This window comes from Bradyrhizobium sp. 137 (genome assembly GCF_023074095.1).
GTDB lineage: Bacteria > Pseudomonadota > Alphaproteobacteria > Rhizobiales > Xanthobacteraceae > Bradyrhizobium.
The window spans coordinates 363,164-383,490 of the sequence record NZ_JADPKU010000053.1 but is presented as its reverse complement, the minus strand read 5'-3'; the positions used below and the strand labels follow the sequence as shown (position 1 = coordinate 383,490).

Here is a 20,327-nt window from a genome sequence, read left to right as displayed (position 1 = left end):
CCGGGGCCCAGCGGCTTGTGGGTCCCGGCTCTGCGGAGCGTCACTTCGTGCCGCACCGCGTCCGGGACACGATAGCGCTACTCGTAATTGATCGTGATGTCCCCCGCGCGCTGATCGCGCTTGTAGACCTGGTTTGGACCGGGAATGAAACCGATCCTGACAGCCCGCTCATTACTCCAGGCGACGACGGGATCAAGGTGCCCGCGCACACTAAGAAACGTCGGCGTACTCTCAGGCGAGAACGTCCGACCGCGAGCCACGATGCTGGCCTGCGTGCTGTCGGGTACCGTGGCTCCGCACTCCTTCCAGACCACGACAACCAGCTTACTGCCGCTGGGGGAAGCGAACGACGCGGCACGCGCCGAATCCGCTCATGACGTTGTCAATGAGGACAGCAAAGAAGAAACCCGCGGCGACCGGGACAGCAAGAGCAGCGACGATAATTCCAGTCCAGCGTCGCCGCGACATCCTCACACCACCGGCTTCACGCCCGGCAGCGCCTGCACCAGTTCGCGGAACTTGGTGCCGCGGATCTCGAAATTGCGGTACTGGTCGAAGGAAGCGCAGGCGGGCGACAGCAGCACGACTGCGTCGGTGAGCCCTGAGGCTTCCGCATCGCGCGCGGCATGCTCGACCGCGACGTCCAGCGTCTGGCTGATCTCGTGCGCAACCTCGCGGCCGAGCGTGCCGGAGAATTCCTGCGCGGCCTCGCCGATCAGATAGGCCTTGCGGATACGCGGGAAGAAGGAGGTCAGGCTGGTGATGCCACCCGCCTTCGGCTTGCCGCCGGCGATCCAGAAGATGTCGGCGAAGGACGACAACGCGTGCGCGGTGGCGTCGGCGTTCGTTCCTTTGGAGTCGTTGACGAACAGCACGTTACCGCGGCGACCGACCTGCTCCATGCGGTGCGCAAGGCCGGGAAAGCTGCGCAGGCCGTTCTGGAGCACATCAAGATTGATGCCCATCGCGAGCGCAGCGGCCGCGGCGCAGGCCGCGTTCTGCGCATTGTGCTGGCCACGCAGCGACCCGATACCGCCGAGCGCAGCGACTTCGCTGCGGGCGCCACCCGAGGTGCGCACGATGTTCCCGTGCTCGACATGGATGCCGCTCGCCAGCGGGTTCTTGACGGAGATACGCACTACGTTCTTGCCGGCGCGGTCGAGCCGGTCGGCGATGTCGCGGCAAAACCCATCGTCGACGCCGACGATCGCGGTGCCGCCCGCCTGCACACCGGCGACGAGACGCTCCTTCACCGCGGCGTAATGCGCAATCGTGCCGTGGCGGTCGATGTGGTCCTCGCTGACATTGAGCAGGATGCCGACGGAAGGATCGAGCGAGGGCGCGAGGTCGATCTGGTAGGAGGACATCTCGATGACGTGGACGCGGCCCATGCGCGGCGGCTGCAGCGACAGGATCGCGGTGCCGATATTGCCGCCCATCTGGGTGTCGTAGCCGGCCACTTTCGTCAGGTGCGCGATCAGCGCCGTCGTGGTCGACTTGCCATTGGTGCCGGTGATGGCGACGAACGGGGCATCCGGCGCGTGGCGGCGCCGCTCGCGGCAGAACAGCTCGATGTCGCCGATCACCTCAATGCCGGCCTCGCGCGCCTTCAAGACGCTCCAATGCGGCACCGGATGGGTCAGCGGCACGCCGGGCGCGAGCACCAATGCGGCAAAACTCGCCCACGAGATGTTGCGCAAATCCGCGGTGACGAAGCCGGCTTGCGCCGCCTTGGCGATGTTCTCGGCATTGTCGTCGGCGGCGATCACCTCGGCGCCACCGGCTTTCAACGCATGGCAGGAGGCGAGCCCCGAACCGCCGAGGCCGAACACAGCGACAGTCTTGCCGGCAAAGGACGTGACCGGAATCATCGATCCATCACCGCAGCTTCAGCGTCGACAGGCCGGCGAGCGCCAGCATCACCGAGATGATCCAGAAGCGGATCACGATCTGCGGCTCGGTCCAGCCGAGCTGCTCGAAATGGTGATGGATCGGCGCCATCCTGAAGATGCGTTTTCCCGTGAGCTTGAACGACACCACCTGCACGATGACGGAGACCGCCTCCAGCACGAACAGGCCACCGATCACCGCGAGCACGATCTCGTGCTTCACCGCCACCGCGATGGCGCCGAGCATGCCGCCGAGCGCGAGCGAGCCGGTGTCGCCCATGAAGATCGAGGCTGGCGGTGCGTTGAACCAGAGGAAGCCGAGACCGGCGCCCAGCAATGCGCCGCAGAGCACCGCGAGCTCGCCGGTACCGGCGACATATTTGATCTGGAGATAGTCGGCGAACACGGCGTTGCCGGCGAGATAGGCGATCATCGCAAAGCTCGCCGTCGCGATCATCACCGGCACGATGGCAAGCCCGTCGAGGCCGTCGGTGAGGTTCACGGCGTTGCCGGCACCGACAATGACGAAGGCGCCGAACACGACGAAGAACCAGCCGAAATGCAGCACGGTGTCTTTCAGGAACGGAATCGTCAGCGCGGTCGACGCCGGATCGCGATTCAGCCGCACCAGCGCGTAGCAGGCAACCAGCGCGATCACCGCCTCGATCAATAGGCGAAGCTTGCTGCCGAACCCGGTCGTGGTCTGCTTGGTCACCTTGAGGTAATCGTCATAGAAACCGACGAAGCCGAAACCGAGCGTCACCGCCAGCACGATCCAGACATAGGGGTTGAGCGGATTGGCCCACAGCACGGTACCGACGGTCAGGCCGGACAGGATCATCAGCCCGCCCATGGTGGGCGTGCCCTTCTTGGCGAGGTGCGATTGCGGACCGTCGGTGCGGATCGGCTGGCCCTTGCCCTGACGGATGCGCAAATGATCGATGATCCAGGGACCGAACAGGAACACGAACAGCGCGCCGGTGACGATGGCGCCGCCGGTGCGGAAGGTGATATAGCGGAAGACGTTCAGGAAGGTGCGAAACGCACCGAATCCCGGAAATGTGTTGGAGAGCTCGATCAGCCAGTAAAACATTCAGACGGTCCTATGACGCCTTTGCACACGCGGCCTTGGCTTTGTTGTTGGCCTCAACGTGCTCACGCGCATTCGCTGGTTTTCATCATCGGATCGGTCGCGACCTCAGGGAAAACGGACGGTTTTGCGCCGCAAAGGGCGGGATTCGGGAGCAGCGCCTTCCAAGCAGTTTACGCCTTTGCCTGCAAGGCGGCCACCAGGCCCGGCACAAACTTGTTGACCCAGAACATCTTCTTGCTGCCCTTGACAACCACGACGTCGCCTGCCTTCAGCAGGCTCGCAACCTCGTCCGGCTTCAGCGTGGCGGGATCGTCGTGCCAGCCGAGGCCCTTGCCTGATGGCAGCACGTCGAAGAGGTGGCGCATCAAGGGGCCGACACAATAGACGCCATCGATACCTTCGAGATGCTTGGCAAGGCCGGTGTGGTAGGTTGGCGCGTCAGCGCCCAGCTCCAGCATGTCGCCGAGCACCGCAATGCGACGGCCGCCGGTCACGTTGCGCGCCTGCAAGCTTTGCAGCGCAGCTGCGATGCTGGCCGGATTGCCGTTGAAACTGTCGTCGATCACGGTGATACCGCCGACCGCCTGCTCGACGCCGCGGCCGGTCATGATGCCGACCCGATCGAGCTTGATCGCGAGCGTCGCCGCATCGAGGTTCGCTGCGCGGATCGCGGCGAGCGCGGCCAACGCATTCTGCACGCGGTGCGGCGCGCCCGGCGTCAGGCTGAAGGCGATCTCCTTCTTGCCGAGCCTGGCCACGACCTGCCAGCTCTCGCCGTGCGGGGCGTGCGCGACTTCATGCACCTCGGCATGCTCACCAAAGCGCACCACCTTGCCCTTCCATTCCGGCGCCTTGATCCCGGCGGGCAACACCAGCACGCCGTCCTCGGGCAGGCCACGTACAATCGACACCTTTTCGCGCGTGATGGCTTCGAGCGAGCCGAGCTTTTCCAGATGCACCGGCTGGACATTGACGACGAGCGCGACCGTCGGCCGGGTCAACTCGCTGAGCCGCGCGATCTCGCCGGGCTGGTTCATGCCCATCTCGACGACCCACACGCTGGCATCTAGCCTCGCATTGCACAGCGTCAGCGGCACGCCCCAGAAATTGTTGAAGCTCGAGGGGCTGGCATAGGCGTTGGGATAAGCGGCCAGAAACTCCTTGGTGCTGGTCTTGCCGGCGCTGCCGGTCAGCCCGATCACCGCACCACGAAAGCGCGTGCGTGCGGCGCGCGCGAGGCCCCAGAGGCCGTCGATCAATGTGTCCTTCACGACGATCTGGGGAATGCGGATGCCCGCGATCTCGTGCGGCACGATCATCGCGACCGCTCCGGAAGCTTCCGCCTTGTCCGCGAACTCCCAGCCGTCACGCGCGCTGGCGAAGGCGGAGACGAAGCCGCCGCTCGGTGTTCCGCTCAGCGCGACGAACAGGCTGCCCGGCTTCACCAGGCGGCTGTCCTGGGTGACGAAATCGATCGGCGTATCCGGGAACGATCCGCCGACGCCCAGCGCACGCGCCACCTCGGCAACCGTCCATATCGGCGCGCTCATGCAACCCTCGATGCTAATGCGGCGGCGACCGCCTCGTGATCACTGAAGGGCAGCACCTCGCCACCGACGATCTGTCCGGTCTCGTGGCCCTTGCCGGCGATGAGCAGCGCGTCGCCCTCCTGCAAGTCCTCGATCGCCGCGCGGATCGCAGCAGTGCGGTCGCCGATTTCGCGGGCGCCCTTCGCGGTGGCGAGGATCGCCGCGCGGATCGCTTCCGGCTTCTCGCTGCGCGGATTGTCATCGGTGATGATGATGCCGTCGGCGTTCTCGGCCGCGATTTCGCCCATGATCGGCCGCTTGCCGGCATCGCGATCGCCACCGGCGCCGAACACGACGACCAGCTTGCGCCTGGCGTAGGGACGGAGCGCCTGCAAAGCTTTCGCCAGCGCATCGGGCTTGTGCGCATAGTCGACGAAGATCGGTGCGCCGTTGCGCTCGCCGACCCGTTCGAGACGTCCCTTGGCGCCTTCGAGATGTTCGAGGCTCGCGAACACATCGGCTGCATCGCTGCCTGTGCCGATGGCAAGGCCGGCCGACACCAGCGCGTTCTCGATCTGGAACTCGCCGACCAGCGGGAGACGGACCGCGTAACACTTGCCGCGATGCTCGATCGCGAGCGCTTGCGAAAAGCCCTCGACCTCGGCGCCGGCGAGACGAATGCCCTCGCTTGCCCCGTCCCCATTGCGGCCGACCGCCATCACGCGCAGGCCGCGCGCCTTCGCTGCGTCGAGGACGTCCGCCGAGCAATCATGATCGGCCGAGATCACAGCCGCGCCGTCAGGGGCGACCAGCTCGCGGAACAGCCTGAGCTTGGCCGCAAGGTAATGCGCGACGGTCGGATGGTAATCCATGTGGTCGCGCGAGAGATTGGTGAAGCCGGCGGCCGAGACGCGCACGCCGTCGAGGCGGTACTGGTCGAGCCCGTGCGAGGACGCCTCGAAGGCGAGATGCGTGACGCCGTCGCGCGCGATGTCGTCGATCTGCCGGTGCAGCGCGATCGGATCCGGCGTCGTCAGCGAGCCGTAGACGGTGTGCTTGGGCGAGACGAGACCGATGGTGCCGATGCTGGCGGAGGCATGCCCCAGCCGCTCCCAGATCTGGCGCGTGAACGCCGCAACCGAGGTCTTGCCGCTGGTACCGGTGACCGCGGCAATCGTCGAAGGCTGCGCAGGGAAGAATTTTGCCGCCGCCAGCGCCAGCGCACGACGGGGGTTGGCGACCGTCACGAACGGCACCTTGCGGCCATCAGGCGCATGATCGCCGACGACGGCCGCCGCGCCGGCCGCGACCGCAGCATCGACGAAGCGCGCACCGTCCGTCTTGCTGCCCGCAAGGGCGAAGAAGAGATCGCCCGGCCTGACCTGCCGGCTGTCGAGGGCAAGGCCGGTCACATCGAGCGCCGCGGCAGCGGGCTCGATTACGACATCATTGCCTAGCAGTTCGCGCAGCTTCATGGTCTTCCAGCCGACACGCCGTGCCGGAAAGCCGAATCTTCGGAAAAGCCCGACTCAGCAGCGGCAATGGCCTACCCGGTTGATTACTGGGTTGTTCTGGATGCTGCAAGAATAAGGCGGTCCGCAGGCGGCAGATCGAACCGGGGCTCGACGCCCAGAAGCGGCGCGATCCGCTCGATCACCTTGCCGCCGGTCGGCACCGCGTTCCAGCCCGAGGTGATGAAACCCTTCGTTTCAGGAATGGCCTGCGGCTCGTCGAGCATGATCAGGACGTGATATTTCGGATCGTCGCAGGGCAGGATGGCGGTGAACGAGTTGAGCACACGCTTCTTGGCGTAGCGGCCGTTGATGACCTTCTCGGACGTGCCGGTCTTGCCGCCGACGTAATAGCCCTTGATGTCGGCGGTCTTGGCGGTACCGATCTCGGCATTGAGCCGCATCAGATACCGCATCTTGTCGCTGGTGTCCTGCTTGATCACGCGCTTGGCCAGCGCCGCCGCTTCGGCTTCGCTGCGCTTCATGAAGGTCGGCGGAATGAGGTAACCGCCGTTCACCAATGCATTGATGCCCATCACCGCCTGGAGCGGCGCCACCGAGAGGCCCTGGCCGAACGCAGCCGTGACCGTGTTCAGCTCACTCCAGCGGCGCGGGATCAGCGGCGCCGCGCTCTCCGGCAGCTCGGTACGCAGCCGCGTCAACTGGCCCATCTTGGCGAGAAACGCCTTATGCGCCTCGACGCCCTGGTTAAGCGCGATCCGTGCCGCGCCGATGTTGGACGAATAGGTGAACACTTCCTTGGTGTTGATGAAGCGCCCGAGCGGGTGGCTGTCGTGGATGGTGAACTTGCCGTAGTGCAGGTTCCCGCGCGCATCCCACGACGAGTTCAGATTGATCTTGCCGGAATCGAGCGCCATCGCCAGCGTGAACGCCTTGAAGGTCGAGCCCATCTCGTAGACGCCGGTGGTCAGGCGATTGATGCGGTCGGGGTCGTGCGCTTCCTTCGGATTGTTGGGATCGAAGTCCGGCAGGGACACCATCGCCACGATCTCGCCGGTCTTGACGTTGGAGACGATACCGGAGGCGGCCTTGGCGTGAAACTTGTCCTTGGCCTTCAACAGTTCGTCGCGGAGCGCATGCTCGACGCGCAGATCGACCGAGAGCTCGATCGGCTTTTGCAGCCGGTCGGTGGCAAAGCCGGCGCGGTGGAGATCGGCGAGCCCCTGGTTGTCGAGCCACTTCTCGAGACCAGCGATGCCCTGGTTATCGATATTGACGAGACCGATCAGGTGGGCGACCTCGTTGCCGGTCGGGTAGACGCGCTTGTTCTCGCGCAGGAAGCCGATGCCGGGAATGCCGAGCTTGTGGATGTCCTGCTGCTGCTTCGGCGTGACCTCGCGTTTGAGCCAAACGAAGCCCTTGCGCGTCTTCAGGCGCTCGCGCACCTCGGCCTCGTCAAGATCGGGGATGGTGGCGGTCAGAAGCTCGATCGCCTCGTCCTTGTCGATGATGCGGCGCGGCTCGCCGAACAGGCTCGCCGCCTTGACGTCGGTTGCCAGGATCGCGCCGTTACGGTCGACGATGTCGGGCCGCGCGGTTGCGACCACCTCCTGCGCCGCGGCGCGGCGGGCACCGTGAGCGTCGGCCCCGATCGCGAACATCACGAGGCGGCCGCCGATCAGGGCGTAGACCGAGGCGAAGGCGAGCATCGCCAGGCCAACGCGCGCGCGCGCCTTCGCGGCGCGATCGACGTTGCGCCCGTAGAGCAGGCTGCGGATCAGCCGCTGCCGCCAGGGCTCGGTGGGCTTTTCTGTGGGTTTTGCCGGGATCGGAGCGCTCATTGATTGTCCTCCGGCTGAGGCACGGAGCCCGTCACAGTGTCGGGATCGCTCGCGGCTTCGATAGTATTGAGCATCGCTCCGATCGGGTCGGGCTCGCCCGGCCTGAACATCCGCGGCGGGCGCTCCGGCAGGTTCTTCAGCGAGTCATATTGCGTGCCGTTGACCGGCTTCAGCGATAGATGCCGGTCGGACAGTCCTTGCAGGCGCAGGGGCGCATCGAGCTTGGCCCATTCAGCGCGCAGCGAGGCGATCGCATCGCGCTGCTCCCGGATCTCCGCATGCAGGCGCAGCACCTTCTCGGTGCGCGCGGTGGAGTCCATCTTGATCCGGTAGACATGGGCTGCCGCGAAGATCAGCGCGCCGATGACGAGGAGGTGGATGAAGCGCATGCGCTAGCCGCCCCTCATGACGTCGGAGAGTCTTGGCCAGGACGATGGCTCGCCATCATGATGCGCGGGCGCCGAGGTACGCTCGGCGGCGCGCAGCTTTGCGGAGCGCGCACGTGGATTGAGCGCAACTTCGTCCTCACCGGCGACGATCGGCCGCCGCGTCAGCAGCTGGAAGCTCGGCGCGGCTTGCGCCACCTCTGGCAGATGCCGCGAACCGCCGCCGCTCTTGGAACGTGAGGCGAGAAAATTCTTGACGATGCGGTCTTCCAGCGAATGGAACGAGACCACGACGAGGCGGCCGCCGGGCTCGAGCACGCGCTCGGCCGCAGCGAGCGCCGTCTGAAGTTCCTCCAGCTCTTCGTTGACGAAGATGCGCAGCGCCTGGAACGTCCGCGTCGCCGGGTGAATGTCCCCGGGCTTCGAGCGCACGACCCTGCCGACGAGATCAGCGAGTGCGCGCGTGGTCGTGAACGGCGTCTCCTGCCGGTCTGCCACGATGGCGCGGGCGATGCGCCGCGAATGCCGCTCTTCGCCGAAGAGATAGATGATGTCGGCTAGATCGCCTTCGGAAGCGCGGGCGACGACGTCTGCCGCGGTCGGCCCCGTCTGCCCCATCCGCATGTCGACCGGTCCGTCGAGACGGAAGGAGAAGCCGCGGCCGGCCTGATCGAGCTGCATCGAGGACACGCCGACATCCATCACGACTCCGTCGATCGCCTCGACGCCCTGCCCCGCGCAGACTTCGGCGAGGTTCGAGAAGCGATCTTCGACCAGCGTGAGCCGGCCCGCGGAGCGTTCGACGAGTTCGGCACCGCCAGCGATCGCAGTGCGGTCACGGTCAATGGCAATGAGCCGGGTTCCCGGCACGTCGAGAATGGCACGGCTGTAGCCGCCGGCGCCGAAGGTGGCGTCGACATAGATGCCGCCCGCGCGCGGGGCGAGATGGTCAACGGCCTCGCGGCCGAGAACGGGAATGTGCGGAGCCGAGCTCATGCGCCACGCCTGCCGAACACCCAGCCCGGCGTCGATGCCAGATTGGGGACGAAGCAGCCCATGACGCCTCGAATGATTCTGCGTCGCGGCGGTTCCACGACAAAGCCCTCGTCTAGCACGGTTCCCAAGCCCGGCTGTCCCGGGCCGCAAACCCAGTGTTCCCAGTGGAATTTGTCGGGCAGCCATGGGATTTCGAGCCAAAATACGCTTTGGCCGCCTCCGGACGCGGGTCGGCTCTTCATCTCTGAGTAACGGCCCTTAGCGTTAAGAAAGCGTTGATCGGCTCGCGACAAGTCGAAAAGGTGACGCCGTGGTGATGCTTCATCCACACACATGCGCCAAAATGCATCCGTTAACCGCGCCGCGCGATTGCGCGCGGCCGAAGGGTAAAGGAATAGTAAAGAGAAGGGCTTGGCCCACACTCTCGTCCAACTCGAGCTGTTCATGCCGTCCGGTTCGTCCACGCCGTCTGGAGCTGATTCGAAGCGTCAACGCGTTCTCCCGGTTCCCAAAGCCGCGGCGGGCATGCGAACGTTCGATCCCGATTCCTCGATCGTCTCCGACATCATCCCCTCGCCGAACCATGGCGAGCGCGCCAAGGGACGGCAGCCCGACATGATCGTGCTGCACTACACCGGCATGCCCGATGTCGAGGGCGCGCTGGCGCGGCTGTGCACGGCGGGGACCGACGTGTCGGCGCACTACGTCGTGCTGGAGGACGGCCGCATCGTGCAATGCGTGCCCGAGGCCAGGCGCGCCTGGCACGCCGGCGTCTCGTCCTGGGCCGGCGAGGATGACATCAACTCCTGCTCGATCGGCATCGAGATCATCAATCGCGGCCATGACTGGGGCTATCCGGAGTATCCGCTGCGCCAGATCGCCGCCGTGATCGCGCTATGCCGCGGCATCATGCTCCGCCGCAAGGTGCCGCCGCACCGGGTGCTTGGCCATTCCGACGTCGCACCCGCGCGCAAGAAGGATCCCGGCGAAAAATTTCCGTGGCATTCGCTGGCCAATTCCGGCGTTGGCCATTGGGTGACGCCCGCCCCGGTCGTGCGCGGCGAGAGCCTGATGCTTGGCACCATCAGCGACGCCGTGCTGAGCATGCAGCAGGCGCTCGCCCGGTACGGCTATGGCGTGCCGCTGACCGGCAAATACGACGCCGCGACAATGGAAGTCGTCACCGCCTTCCAGCGCCACTTCCGCCCGGCGCGGCTGGATGGTATCGCCGATCATTCGACGCTGTCGACATTGCAGGCGCTGCTGGCGAGCTTGCCCGCGGAAGGGACGGCGGTCGCGTCGAAGTGATGGCATAGCCGTCATTCCGGGGCGCACGACGTGCGGACCCAAAATCTCGAGATTCCGGGTTCGATGCTTCGCATCGCCCCGGAACGACGGTGCTAGTTACCCATCTCCTTGATCCTTCGCGCGTACAGCCGCCGCAGCGGCTCCAGCTGCGTCGCCTCCGTCGCCGCGCGATAAGCTTCGCGCGCCTCGTCCTTGCGGCCAAGCCGCCGCAACAGATCCGCGCGTACGGCGGGCAACAGCTCGTAGCCAGCGAGCCCGCCGCGGGCGGTGATCGCATCGACGAGAGCGAGCGCACGTGAAGGACCATCGACCATCGACACCGCCGCGGCATGGTTCAGCTCGATCACCGGTGACGGGTTGACGCGCAGCAGGACCTCATAGAGCCCCGCAATCTGCGGCCAATCGGTCTGCGCAAAGCTGGTCGCGCGAGCATGCAACGCCGCGATCGCGGCTTGCACGGCATAGGGATGCGGCCGGCCCGGCACGCGCAGGGCGTCATCCACCAACCGCAGGCCTACCTCGATCTGCGCGCGGTCCCACAGCCCGCGATCCTGCTCTTCGAGCAGCACAATATCGCCGGCCGCTGTCTCGCGCCCGGCGCGGCGCGCGTCGTGCAGCAGCATCAAGGCCAGCACGCCCTTCGTGCCGGCGCGATCGGGCATCAACCGGTCCAGCAGGCGGCCAAGCCGGATGGCCTCGGCGGCGAAATTGGGCCGCATCAGGTCCGCACCCGACGTCGCGACGTAGCCTTCGGTGAAGACGAGATAGATCACGGCGAGCACGCCGTCGAGCCGCAGCGCCAGCGCGTCGCGCTCGGGCACTTCGTAAGGAATACCGGCAAGGCGGATCTTCTGCTTGGCGCGAACGAGCCGCTGCGCCATTGCCTCCTCGCTGACGAGAAAGGCGCGCGCGACCTGCGCGGTGGAGAGCCCGCAGACGGTGCGTAGCGTCAGCGCAACCTGGACTTCGGCTGCGAACGCGGGATGGCAGCAGGTGAAGATCAACCTGAGCATGTCGTCGTCGAGCATGGCCGGCGGCTCGTCAGGCGCTTGCGCATTCAGCTCGAGCTCATGCACCAGCGCTTGCTGCTTGCCGCGAAAGACGGCCTGACGGCGAATGCGGTCGATCGCCTTGTTGCGCGCGACATTGACCAGCCAGGCGCGCGGATTGTCGGGGATCTCGCATGCCGGCCAGCGTTCCAGCGCGACGGCAAAGGCATCCTGGAGCGCATCCTCAGCGAGATCGAAATCGCCGACGAGGCGGATCAGCGTGGCCAGCGCCCGCCCCGCCTCGTCACGAAAGATGGCTTCGATCTCGGAAGGGGTCATGCGATCACCACCTCCAACGTCATTGCGGGGCGTTGCGCCAGCGACGAGCCCGGAATCCATAATCCGGATCGTGGTCATGGATTCCGGGCCTGCGCCTTGCGGCGCATCCCGGAACGACGAGGGTGCGATCATTCACTTGTCATAGACCCAGATCGGCCGCACCTCGATCGATCCGATGCGCGCGGAGGGAATCCGCGCCGCAATCTCGATCGCGGCATTCAAATCCTTGGCTTCGACCAGATAGTAACCGCCGAGCTGCTCGCGCGTCTCCGCGAACGGGCCGTCAGTCGTCAGCGTTTTGCCATCGCGCACGCGCACGGTCGTCGCCGTCGTCGTCGGCTGCAAGCGGTCGCCGGCCTTGAAGTTGCCGCTCTGGATGATGGATTGCGTGAAGGCCTGATATTCCGCCAGCATCTTCTGGCTGGTCGCCGCATCGTTCTTGGCGTACTCGACCTCGTTCTGGTAGATCATCAGCAGATACTGCATTGCTTTACTCCTGTGGTTCGGCTGTGTTGCCGACATCCAGTCGAACGGGGCACGCACCAAACGACATCTTCAGGATAAATTATTTGAAGCCCGCACGCGCGGCGATATCGGCTTGACGGAACCGTCACAAATGCTCCATGCGTAAGCCGTCAGTCGGCCGGACGGCCGCTCCGGCAGGGGCCGAAAGGCCGCCGGGGAGGAAAGTCCGGGCTCCCTTGACATGCGGTGCCGGATAACGTCCGGCGGGGGTAACCCCAGGGAAAGTGCCACAGAGAACGAACCGCCCGCCTTCGCCCCTTCGGGGCTTCGGCGAGGTAAGGGTGAAAAGGTGCGGTAAGAGCGCACCGCGGATCCGGCAACGGAGCCGGCATGGCAAACCCCACCGGGAGCAAAACCGAATAGGGACGGCACAGCGGGCCGTTCGCGCAAGCGATAACGCCGCGGGGCAATGTCAGGCCCGCCGTCCGGGTAGGTTGCTCGAGGCCATGTGCAAACATGACCCCAGAGGAATGGCCGTCACGTACCGTTCGCGCAAGCGGGCGGTGCCTTACAGAACCCGGCTTACAGGCCGGCTGATATCTTGCAACGAGGGGTTCGGCGTGAATGCGCCGAGCCCCTCACCATTTTAGAGGTGTCATTCCGGGGCGATGCGCAGCATCGAGCCCGGAATCCATCGGGCAGCAAATTCAGGCGATCGATGGATTCCGGGCTCTCGCTTCGCGAGCCCCGGAATGACGAAGACACTAACCGACGATCTCTTGCAACACCGCCATCAGCGCCTCCGGTGCAGTCACATTCGGCGCGTGGCTGGCGTCGAGCTCGACATAGCGCCAGCCATCCTCGCTCTTGGTACGCCTCGCAAACTGCCCGAATACATCGCCGGGCGGAATGCGCGTGCAATAAATGTAGCTGCGCGGCACTGTCGCATCGCCGTGCGCGAGCTTCAGCCGCGCCTCGAAGCACTTGATCGGCATTGGGACGCGGCGCGCATTGAGCCAGTCGAGATCGGCCTGCGGCGTGTCAGGCGGCGGTGGGTTTGGCGGGATGCGGTAGCCGTCACCGCCGGCGGCCGCCCTTCGCATCGGCTCGCGCCCGCCTTCGTTGAGGTCGAACAGCGACTGGCCGTCACGGGGCACGAAGGCATCGAGATAGATCAATTGTGTCACGCGCTCGCGTGCGCGGTCGGCGACGCCGGTGGCGACCATGCCGCCATAGCTGTGGCCGAGCAGAACGATGTCGCTGAGGTCCTCGAAAGCGATGACGTTAAGGATGTCCTGGATATGCGTGTCGAGATCGATCGAACGACTTGCCAGATGCGCGCGCTCGCCGAGACCCGTGTAGGTCGGCGCGACCAGCCGGTGGCCGGCCTGCGCCATCAGCGGGTGCATGTTCTTCCAGGCCCAGCCACCGGACCATGCGCCATGACAGAGCAGAAAAGTCTTCGAGCGTGCGGACATCGGCGTTTCCATCGTTCTTGTTTGTCCGACGGAGTGTAACGGCCGAACGCGCGATGTAAAACGCTGCGGCCGCTTTAGGCCCCGCGCGTGTCCGCCCTCACCAACACCGGTGCAAGCGCATTGCCTTCGCGCCGCAGCTTCTTCGCCTCGAAACCGTGCATGCCGAGTTGCCATTGCAGCCCGACGATGGCCCCCTTGGTCGGTTGCAGTAATGCGAGCGACGCGAACAGCGTCACCGGCAGCCACACCGCGAGTTGCAGCCACTCCGGCGGCGCATAGGCGGTCTCAACCGCAAGGATCGCCGGCACCACGAGATGACCGACCACGACCATCACGAGATAGGCCGGAAAGTCGTCTGCGCGCTGGTGCAACAGCTCCTCGCCGCAATGATCGCAAGCGTCAGCCACTTTCAGGAAGCGGCCGAACATGTGCCCTTCCCCGCAATTCGGACATTTGCCGGTGAAACCGCGCCACATCGCCTTCGCCAGAGAGACCGTCGCCATGACCACACCTCTTCCTTTTCCACGATCCATACAATAATGTATTGCATCCATACATTCAAAGGATATGGAGCCAAATTGCATGGATTGGACCCCGACAATCTCCGAGCTTTCCGGCCCGCGCTACCAGCGTATCGTCGAGGCCATGGAGGCCGACATCGCCGCGGGCCGACTGGTGCGCGGCCAGCAATTGCCGACGCAGCGCGCGCTCGCAAAAGCGCTCGGCATCGACCTCACCACGGTGACGCGCGCCTACACCGAGGCGCGGCGCCGCGGCATCATAGAGGCCCGGGTCGGACAGGGCTCGTTCGTGTCGGAGACCAGCGCGCGCCGTGCGGTCGACCTGCCCCACCCAGTCGCGATCGACCTCTCGATGAACGTGCCGCCACAGCCGCTGGAGGCACAGCTCGACGAGCGCATCATCGCCGGAATGGGAGCCATCCGCGCGCAATCGGGCCTGACGGCGCATCTCAACTACCAGCCGCCCGGCGGCAGCGCACATGAGCGCGAGGTTGCGGCACGCTGGATGCGCGCCCGCGTTGCGCATGCGCATGCCGACAAGCTCGTGATCTTTCCCGGCGCGCAGACGATCCTGTTCAACCTGCTCAGCCATCTCGCACGGCCCGGCGACATCGTTCTGACCGAAGCGCTCACCTTTCCCGGCATCAAGGCCGCCGCGGCGCGGCTTGGTATCAAGCTCGTCGGCGTCGCCATGGATGACGGCGGGATCCTGCCCGACGCGCTGGCAGACGCTTGCCGCACCCACAGGCCGAAAGCCGTCTATCTCATTCCGACGCTGCACAATCCGACCACGGCGACGCTATCCCCCGAGCGGCGCAGCGCGATCGCAAAGATCATCTGCGATGCCGGTACGACACTGATCGAGGACGACGCCTACGGGCTGCTCGACCGTTCGGCATCGCCGATCGCGAACCTCATTCCCGAACGGACCTATCTCGCCACCACGCTGTCAAAATGCATCGCGCCGGCGCTTCGCGTCGCCTATCTGCTGACGCCCGACAACGATGCACAGCAGACGATGCGCAGCCATTTGCAGGCCACCGTGCAGATGCCGGCACCGCTGATGGTGGCGCTGGTGACGCATTGGATCGAGACCGGCATTGCCGATCGCATCATCGCCGCCATCCGCAACGAAGCGGTTGGCCGCCAGCAGCTCGCGCAGCGCGCGCTGAAAGGATTTCAGTTCCTGGCCAGGCCCGCCGCCCATCATCTCTGGCTGAGGCTGCCGGAGGGCCGGTCCGATGTCGCGGGGCATCTCTTGCGGAATGGACTCGCACTGGTCGCCGGCGAAGCCTTCACCGTCGATGGGATGCCGCCGCATGCGGCGCGAGTCTCGCTGGGCGCAGCGCGCAACAGGGCGGAATTGACCGAGGCGCTGCGCATCCTGGTCAGCGCGCTGCACAAGCCGGCCGACACCAGGCAGATCGTCTAGCGAAAACCTATCGATGCTGACGGCGATGGCGCGCGCGAAGCGCAGGCACAGCGGGTGACGGATAGGCCTGCGATGCATAGGCGTCGCGCGGGATGCCCTGCTGGCCGAGCGCGGCGCGCGCTGCCGGCGTGAGCTGTCCGCCATTCAGCACGTCGCGGTCGGGATGGGCGGCCTGATAGGCCGCAGGTTCGGAAAGCTGCGCCTGCGCTATTGTCGGCATCAAGGCCGCCGCCGACATCAGCGCGGCCGCAACGGCAATGTTCATGCGGGTCACCGTCATTCTCCATCATCTTGTGCGGGACTGACCGAACGGAGCGCACGATGGCGTCGGACGGGCCGCAGGATTGAAGTACTGAAGTACGACCGTCATGTAGGCGTGTCTTTCGCGAAAGCCCGAACCCCGTAGATCACGCTTGCGTGCAGCACGGATTGACCGGCACGGCAGCAAGCGTGCTATGCGGGCGCTGGTGATCAACAGTTCGGGATCGCCATTGCAACAAGGATGATCCGTTGGAAACGCTCACCTACGTCCTGCTGTTGTTCGGCGCGCTGGCCGGCGGCTTCGTCTCGGGACTGGCCGGCTTCGGCACGGCGCTGATGGCGCTCGGCATCTGGCTCTACGTCCTGCCGCCATCGCTTGCGGTGCCGTTGGTGCTGATCTGCTCGGTAATCGCCCAGACCTCGACGCTGCCGTCGATGTGGAAGAGTTTTGACCTCTCGCTGGTCTGGCCGTTCCTGATCGGCGGGCTGGTCGGCGTGCCGCTGGGAACGATGATGGTCGCCTCGGCCGACCCAAAAGTTTTCAAGCTGAGCGTCGGTGTGCTGCTTCTGATCTTCTCGAGCGCGCTGTATCTGAACAAGAGGTCGCTCGCGATCAAATTCGGCGGCAGGATCGCAGACGGCGCGATCGGCTTTGCCGGCGGCATTCTTGGCGGCCTCGCCGGATTGTCGGGGCCGCTGCCGATCCTGTGGGCCAACATCCGCGGCTGGAACAAGCACGAGCGGCGCGGCATCTTCCAGCTCTTCAATTTCACGGTGCTCGCGACCGCGCTGGCGTTGCAGACCGCGTCGGGCCTCGTCGCTTTCAAGGTGGTCTGGCTCGCGCTGGTCGCCTTTCCGGGCACGCTGATCGGCGCATGGGCCGGCGCACGCGTCTATCACGCGTTGAGCGACAAGCATTTTGGCGATGTCGTGCTCGGCCTTCTGTTCCTGTCCGGCCTCGGCCTCGTCTCGAACAGTGTTGGTGCATATTAGCCCCACGGCGCCGCAAATTATCCGGCGCCGCTGGGGAGGTGACTGCCGCTACGCAGGCGCACGCGCGGGAGGTGCAAGAGAGTCAGCTTCGACCTGCCCAGGAGCCCCGACCTGCCGGAGCGGCGCCAGGCGCCTTTCGAACTCGCGGCGTAACAACCACAAGCTCAGCGCAGCCTGGAGCGTCGTCGCTGCGATCGACAAGTACCACACGTGCTCCATGCGGAAGCCGGGCCGCGTTGACAGCCAGATTGCCGGCAAGGAATAGGTGAACACGCGCGTCGCCGAGCTCAAGAGCACCGGCTTGGTATTGCCGAGGCCCTGGAACATGCTCGAGCAGGTGAAGATCAGGCCCTGCGCCACCATGTTGAGCGAGATGATCCGCAGGAACAGGAAGGCGATCTCCATCGTCTCCCGGTCGTTGGAGAATCCGGCGAGCAGCAACTCCGGCTTCGCTTGCGCAAGGATCATGAAGCCGATCATCACGGCTGTGGTGATTAGCGCCGCCTTGACGAAGGTCTCCCGCACGCGCGCGCCGTTTGCGGCGCCGACGTTCTGGCCGGCGATCGGCCCGGCCGCGAGTGCGACCGCAAGCGCCGGCATCTGGATCAGGCCGAGCACCCGCTGCCCGATGCCGAATCCCGCCTGCGCCGCCGCACCGAAATCGCGCAGCACGTAATAGACCACGGCCATGAAGATGAACATCATCGCGAACTCGCCGCCGGCCGGCAGACCGACATTGAGAATGCGCTTCAAATGGCGCGGCTGCGGGCGCCACTGCGCCGCGTTGAACGCGACGTAGCGCTCGACCTGGCGGAAGTACGCGAGCAGCATCAGAACGCCGATCGCTACCGCGATCGAGCTCGCCAGCCCGGCGCCGGCAACGCCGAGCGGATAGCCCGTGCCCCAGCCTGCGATCAGCACCGGCGCCAGCGCGATGTTGATGACCACCGCGAGCGCCTGCACCAGCATGGCGGGACGGACAATGCCGGTCGCGCGCAGCGCAGACGCCATCACCTGAGTGGCAAACTGCAGCGCGAGCGCGGGCATGAACCACAATAGATAGATGGTCCCCGCCTCGATCGTGGGCTGATCCGCGGCGATCGAACGCATGTAGAGACGCGACAAAGCTGCGCCCGCGGCCAGGGTCAGCAGGCCGAACAGCACCGACAGCGCGATCGCCTGGTTGAAGATCAGATTGGCATCCTGCCGATCCTTGCGTCCCACGGCGTGCGCGATCAGCGCCACCGTGCCGACGCCGAGCACCTGCATCAACGCGTTGACGAGAAATCCGGCATTGCCGGCCGTGGCGACACCCGCGACGGCAGCATCGCCCAATCCCGAGACGAAGTAGAGATCGACCAGCTGGCAGACCATAATCGTGATCATGCCCACCATGATCGGCGGTGCCATGGCCAGGATGTGTCTCACGATGGGGCCGTTCGTCAGGTCTTTCATGTCATTCACCTCCGGCGGCGTGGCGTCGGGACTTCGCCCCGCCGCCGCGCGCCTCATTCCGCTGCTGCGATACGTCCGAGCTCCACCACCTGCCGTTCGAACAGGCCGCGATAGATGCCCCCTCGCTTGCCCGCGAGCACGGCATGCGTGCCCTGCTCGACAATCTCGCCGCGATCGAACACCAGGATGCGATCGAGGCTCTTCACGGTGGACAGCCGGTGCGCAATCACGATCGAGGTGCGGCCTTTCATCAGCCGCTCCATCGCCTCTTGGATCAGCGCCTCCGACTCCGAATCGAGGCTCGAGGTCGCCTCGTCCAGGATCAGCACCGGCGCATCCGCCAGGAAGGCGCGCGCCAGCGCCACGCGCTGCCGCTCGCCGCCCGACAACTTCACGCCGCGCTCGCCGACCAGCGTGCCGTAGCCCTTGGGCAGGCGCAGAATGAAGTCGTGCGCGTTCGCAAGCCGCGCCGCCTGCTCGATCGCCTCCAGGCTGGCGCCCGGCCGGCCATAGGCGATGTTTTCGGCGAGCGAGCGGTGGAACAGGATCGGCTCCTGCTGCACGATCGCGATCTGGCTGCGCAGCGATTGCTGCGTGGCGCGCGCGATGTCCTGCCCGTCGATCAGCACGCAGCCACTGGTGACGTCGTAAAGCCGCTGCACCAGCTTGACGAAGGTCGTCTTGCCGGAGCCGGAGCGGCCGACGAGGCCGACACGCTCGCCGGCGCGGATCGTCACCGACAGCCCGTCATAGAGCGGCGCGCGGTGGCCGCCATAATGGAACGTGACGTCGTCGAACACGATCTCGCCGCCCTCGATCGCGATCGGACGCGCATCGGAAGCATCCGCAATGCCGATCGGCTCGTCGTGGATCGCCACCAGCTCGTCCATGTCGTTGACCGAGCGCTGGAGATTGTTTATGTGCATGCCGACGTCGCGCAAATAAGCGTGGATGACGTAATAGCTCGTCAGCACATACGTGACGTCGCCGGGCGAGGCATGACCTGACATCCACAGCAGCACCGAGCCGCCGATCACGGAGGCGCGCAGGCACAGCAGCAAGGAAAGCTGCGACATCGCCGTGTAATTGTAGCGAAACCAGGTCCGCCGCACGCGCACGCGCCAACGGTTGATGACGCGCGCGAGCCGCGCATCCTCGCGCGCTTCGGCACCGAACGACTTCACCACGGCGTTGCAGGTCAGCGCGTCCGCCAGCGTGCCTCCGACCTTGGTGTCCCAGGCATTGGAGACGCGGGCTGCCGGCGCGATGTAGCGGGTCGAGAACACCACCGTGATGGTGACGTAGACGACCGCCCCGAGCGCGATCACCAGGCCGAGCGAGGCCCAGTGCACGCCGAGCAGGACCATCGACCCGATCAGCACGACCAGCGAAGGCAGAAGCGCGAGCAGAATGGTGTCGTTGAGCAGGTCGAGCGCCCACATGCCGCGGGTGATCTTGCGCACCGTGGAGCCGGCAAAGGAGTTCGCGTGCCAGTCGGTCGAGAAGCGCTGCACGCGCGTGAACGCGTCCTGCGCGACGTCGGACATGGTCGTCAGCGTGAACGGCACGATCGCCTGGAGGCCGACGAGCCGCAACACCATCGAGGCCGCGCCCAGCGCCACGATGGCGCCGAACGCCGTGAGCGCCGCGTGGCGCGCGTCCGGGTCGGACGGGCCGCGCGTCAGCGCATCGACCAGATGCCCTGAGAACACCGGCATGAACAGGTCGGCGAGAGTCGCGCCCAAGACGCCGCCGGCCACAACGAGGCCGCGCCCCGGCTGCTTCAGCCAGTGGCGGAACACGAAGGGCAGCACCACGCGAATTGCGGCGGGCTTTTTAGACAGAGCGGTCATGACATCATCCGGCCGCACGCGCGGGCC

17 protein-coding genes and 1 other RNA gene are annotated in these 20,327 nt (G+C 65.8%); 4 read left to right on the top strand and 14 right to left on the bottom strand.

Annotation, left to right across the window (positions count from 1 at the left end; translation table 11 throughout):
* Window positions 1-470 precede the first annotated feature (470 nt).
* The 7 genes from murD to rsmH form a co-directional block, all read right to left on the bottom strand.
* A complete protein-coding gene (murD, locus tag IVA78_RS15740; protein ID WP_247278464.1) occupies window positions 471-1,871 on the bottom strand; it encodes a UDP-N-acetylmuramoyl-L-alanine--D-glutamate ligase in 1,401 nt (466 codons plus the stop codon).
* A gap of 7 nt (window positions 1,872-1,878) precedes the next feature.
* Window positions 1,879-2,982 carry a phospho-N-acetylmuramoyl-pentapeptide-transferase gene (mraY, locus tag IVA78_RS15735; protein ID WP_247278463.1) on the bottom strand — a complete coding sequence of 368 codons (1,104 nt, stop codon included), beginning with the start codon at window positions 2,980-2,982 and terminating at the stop codon, window positions 1,879-1,881.
* 170 nt (window positions 2,983-3,152) lie between these two features.
* Window positions 3,153-4,532 carry a UDP-N-acetylmuramoyl-tripeptide--D-alanyl-D-alanine ligase gene (murF, locus tag IVA78_RS15730; RefSeq protein ID WP_247278462.1) on the bottom strand — a complete coding sequence of 460 codons (1,380 nt, stop codon included), beginning with the start codon at window positions 4,530-4,532 and terminating at the stop codon, window positions 3,153-3,155.
* On the bottom strand, window positions 4,529-5,986 hold the full coding sequence (locus IVA78_RS15725) for a UDP-N-acetylmuramoyl-L-alanyl-D-glutamate--2,6-diaminopimelate ligase (protein ID WP_247278461.1): 1,458 nt from the start codon (window positions 5,984-5,986) through the stop codon (window positions 4,529-4,531). Before IVA78_RS15725 ends, murF begins: the two co-directional genes overlap by 4 nt.
* 83 nt (window positions 5,987-6,069) lie before the next feature.
* Entirely contained in the window at window positions 6,070-7,824 is a 1,755-nt protein-coding gene (locus IVA78_RS15720; RefSeq protein WP_247278460.1) for a penicillin-binding protein 2, read from the bottom strand.
* Window positions 7,821-8,213 carry a hypothetical protein gene (locus IVA78_RS15715; RefSeq protein ID WP_247278459.1) on the bottom strand — a complete coding sequence of 131 codons (393 nt, stop codon included), beginning with the start codon at window positions 8,211-8,213 and terminating at the stop codon, window positions 7,821-7,823. Before IVA78_RS15715 ends, IVA78_RS15720 begins: the two co-directional genes overlap by 4 nt.
* Before the next feature lie 3 nt (window positions 8,214-8,216).
* Window positions 8,217-9,206 (bottom strand): 16S rRNA (cytosine(1402)-N(4))-methyltransferase RsmH, encoded by a 990-nt coding sequence (gene rsmH, locus IVA78_RS15710; RefSeq protein ID WP_247466283.1) that lies wholly within the window; start codon window positions 9,204-9,206, stop codon window positions 8,217-8,219.
* A 444-nt stretch (window positions 9,207-9,650) separates the two neighbouring features.
* Here rsmH and IVA78_RS15705 point away from each other — a divergent pair, with 444 nt between their 5' ends.
* Window positions 9,651-10,514, top strand: coding sequence for an N-acetylmuramoyl-L-alanine amidase (locus IVA78_RS15705; RefSeq protein ID WP_247278607.1), 864 nt, complete (start codon window positions 9,651-9,653; stop codon window positions 10,512-10,514).
* A gap of 92 nt (window positions 10,515-10,606) precedes the next feature.
* Here the strand turns inward: IVA78_RS15705 and IVA78_RS15700 are convergent, their stop codons facing one another.
* Window positions 10,607-11,842: an RNA polymerase sigma factor gene (locus tag IVA78_RS15700; RefSeq protein WP_247278606.1), complete on the bottom strand. Its 1,236-nt coding sequence runs from the start codon at window positions 11,840-11,842 to the stop codon at window positions 10,607-10,609.
* A gap of 132 nt (window positions 11,843-11,974) precedes the next feature.
* On the bottom strand, window positions 11,975-12,328 hold the full coding sequence (locus IVA78_RS15695; RefSeq protein ID WP_247459037.1) for a YciI family protein: 354 nt from the start codon (window positions 12,326-12,328) through the stop codon (window positions 11,975-11,977).
* A gap of 149 nt (window positions 12,329-12,477) precedes the next feature.
* On the opposite strand from IVA78_RS15695, the gene rnpB reads away from it, so the two are divergent.
* An RNA gene (gene rnpB, locus IVA78_RS15690) (RNase P RNA component class A) lies at window positions 12,478-12,908 on the top strand.
* Window positions 12,909-13,071: 163 nt separating this feature from the next.
* Here rnpB and IVA78_RS15685 read toward each other — a convergent pair.
* Both IVA78_RS15685 and IVA78_RS15680 read right to left on the bottom strand, forming a co-directional pair.
* Window positions 13,072-13,785 carry an alpha/beta hydrolase gene (locus IVA78_RS15685; protein ID WP_247278456.1) on the bottom strand — a complete coding sequence of 238 codons (714 nt, stop codon included), beginning with the start codon at window positions 13,783-13,785 and terminating at the stop codon, window positions 13,072-13,074.
* Between the two features lie 74 nt (window positions 13,786-13,859).
* The gene (locus tag IVA78_RS15680) at window positions 13,860-14,288 is read right to left on the bottom strand and encodes a DUF983 domain-containing protein (RefSeq protein WP_247278455.1); all 429 of its coding nucleotides are present in this window, start codon (window positions 14,286-14,288) and stop codon (window positions 13,860-13,862) included.
* Between the two features lie 79 nt (window positions 14,289-14,367).
* Here IVA78_RS15680 and IVA78_RS15675 point away from each other — a divergent pair, with 79 nt between their 5' ends.
* The gene (locus IVA78_RS15675) at window positions 14,368-15,738 is read left to right on the top strand and encodes a PLP-dependent aminotransferase family protein (RefSeq protein WP_247466280.1); all 1,371 of its coding nucleotides are present in this window, start codon (window positions 14,368-14,370) and stop codon (window positions 15,736-15,738) included.
* A 7-nt stretch (window positions 15,739-15,745) separates the two neighbouring features.
* On the opposite strand, the gene IVA78_RS15670 is transcribed toward IVA78_RS15675, so the two are convergent.
* Window positions 15,746-16,018 (bottom strand): hypothetical protein, encoded by a 273-nt coding sequence (locus IVA78_RS15670; protein WP_247278453.1) that lies wholly within the window; start codon window positions 16,016-16,018, stop codon window positions 15,746-15,748.
* 230 nt (window positions 16,019-16,248) lie between these two features.
* Here IVA78_RS15670 and IVA78_RS15665 point away from each other — a divergent pair, with 230 nt between their 5' ends.
* Window positions 16,249-16,992 carry a sulfite exporter TauE/SafE family protein gene (locus IVA78_RS15665; RefSeq protein ID WP_247278452.1) on the top strand — a complete coding sequence of 248 codons (744 nt, stop codon included), beginning with the start codon at window positions 16,249-16,251 and terminating at the stop codon, window positions 16,990-16,992.
* A 48-nt stretch (window positions 16,993-17,040) separates the two neighbouring features.
* On the opposite strand, the gene IVA78_RS15660 is transcribed toward IVA78_RS15665, so the two are convergent.
* Both IVA78_RS15660 and IVA78_RS15655 read right to left on the bottom strand, forming a co-directional pair.
* Entirely contained in the window at window positions 17,041-18,447 is a 1,407-nt protein-coding gene (locus IVA78_RS15660; protein WP_247459038.1) for an MATE family efflux transporter, read from the bottom strand.
* Between the two features lie 53 nt (window positions 18,448-18,500).
* Window positions 18,501-20,300, bottom strand: a complete 1,800-nt coding sequence (locus IVA78_RS15655; RefSeq protein WP_247278451.1) for an ABC transporter ATP-binding protein — start codon at window positions 20,298-20,300, stop codon at window positions 18,501-18,503.
* Between the last annotated feature and the right edge of the window lie 27 nt (window positions 20,301-20,327).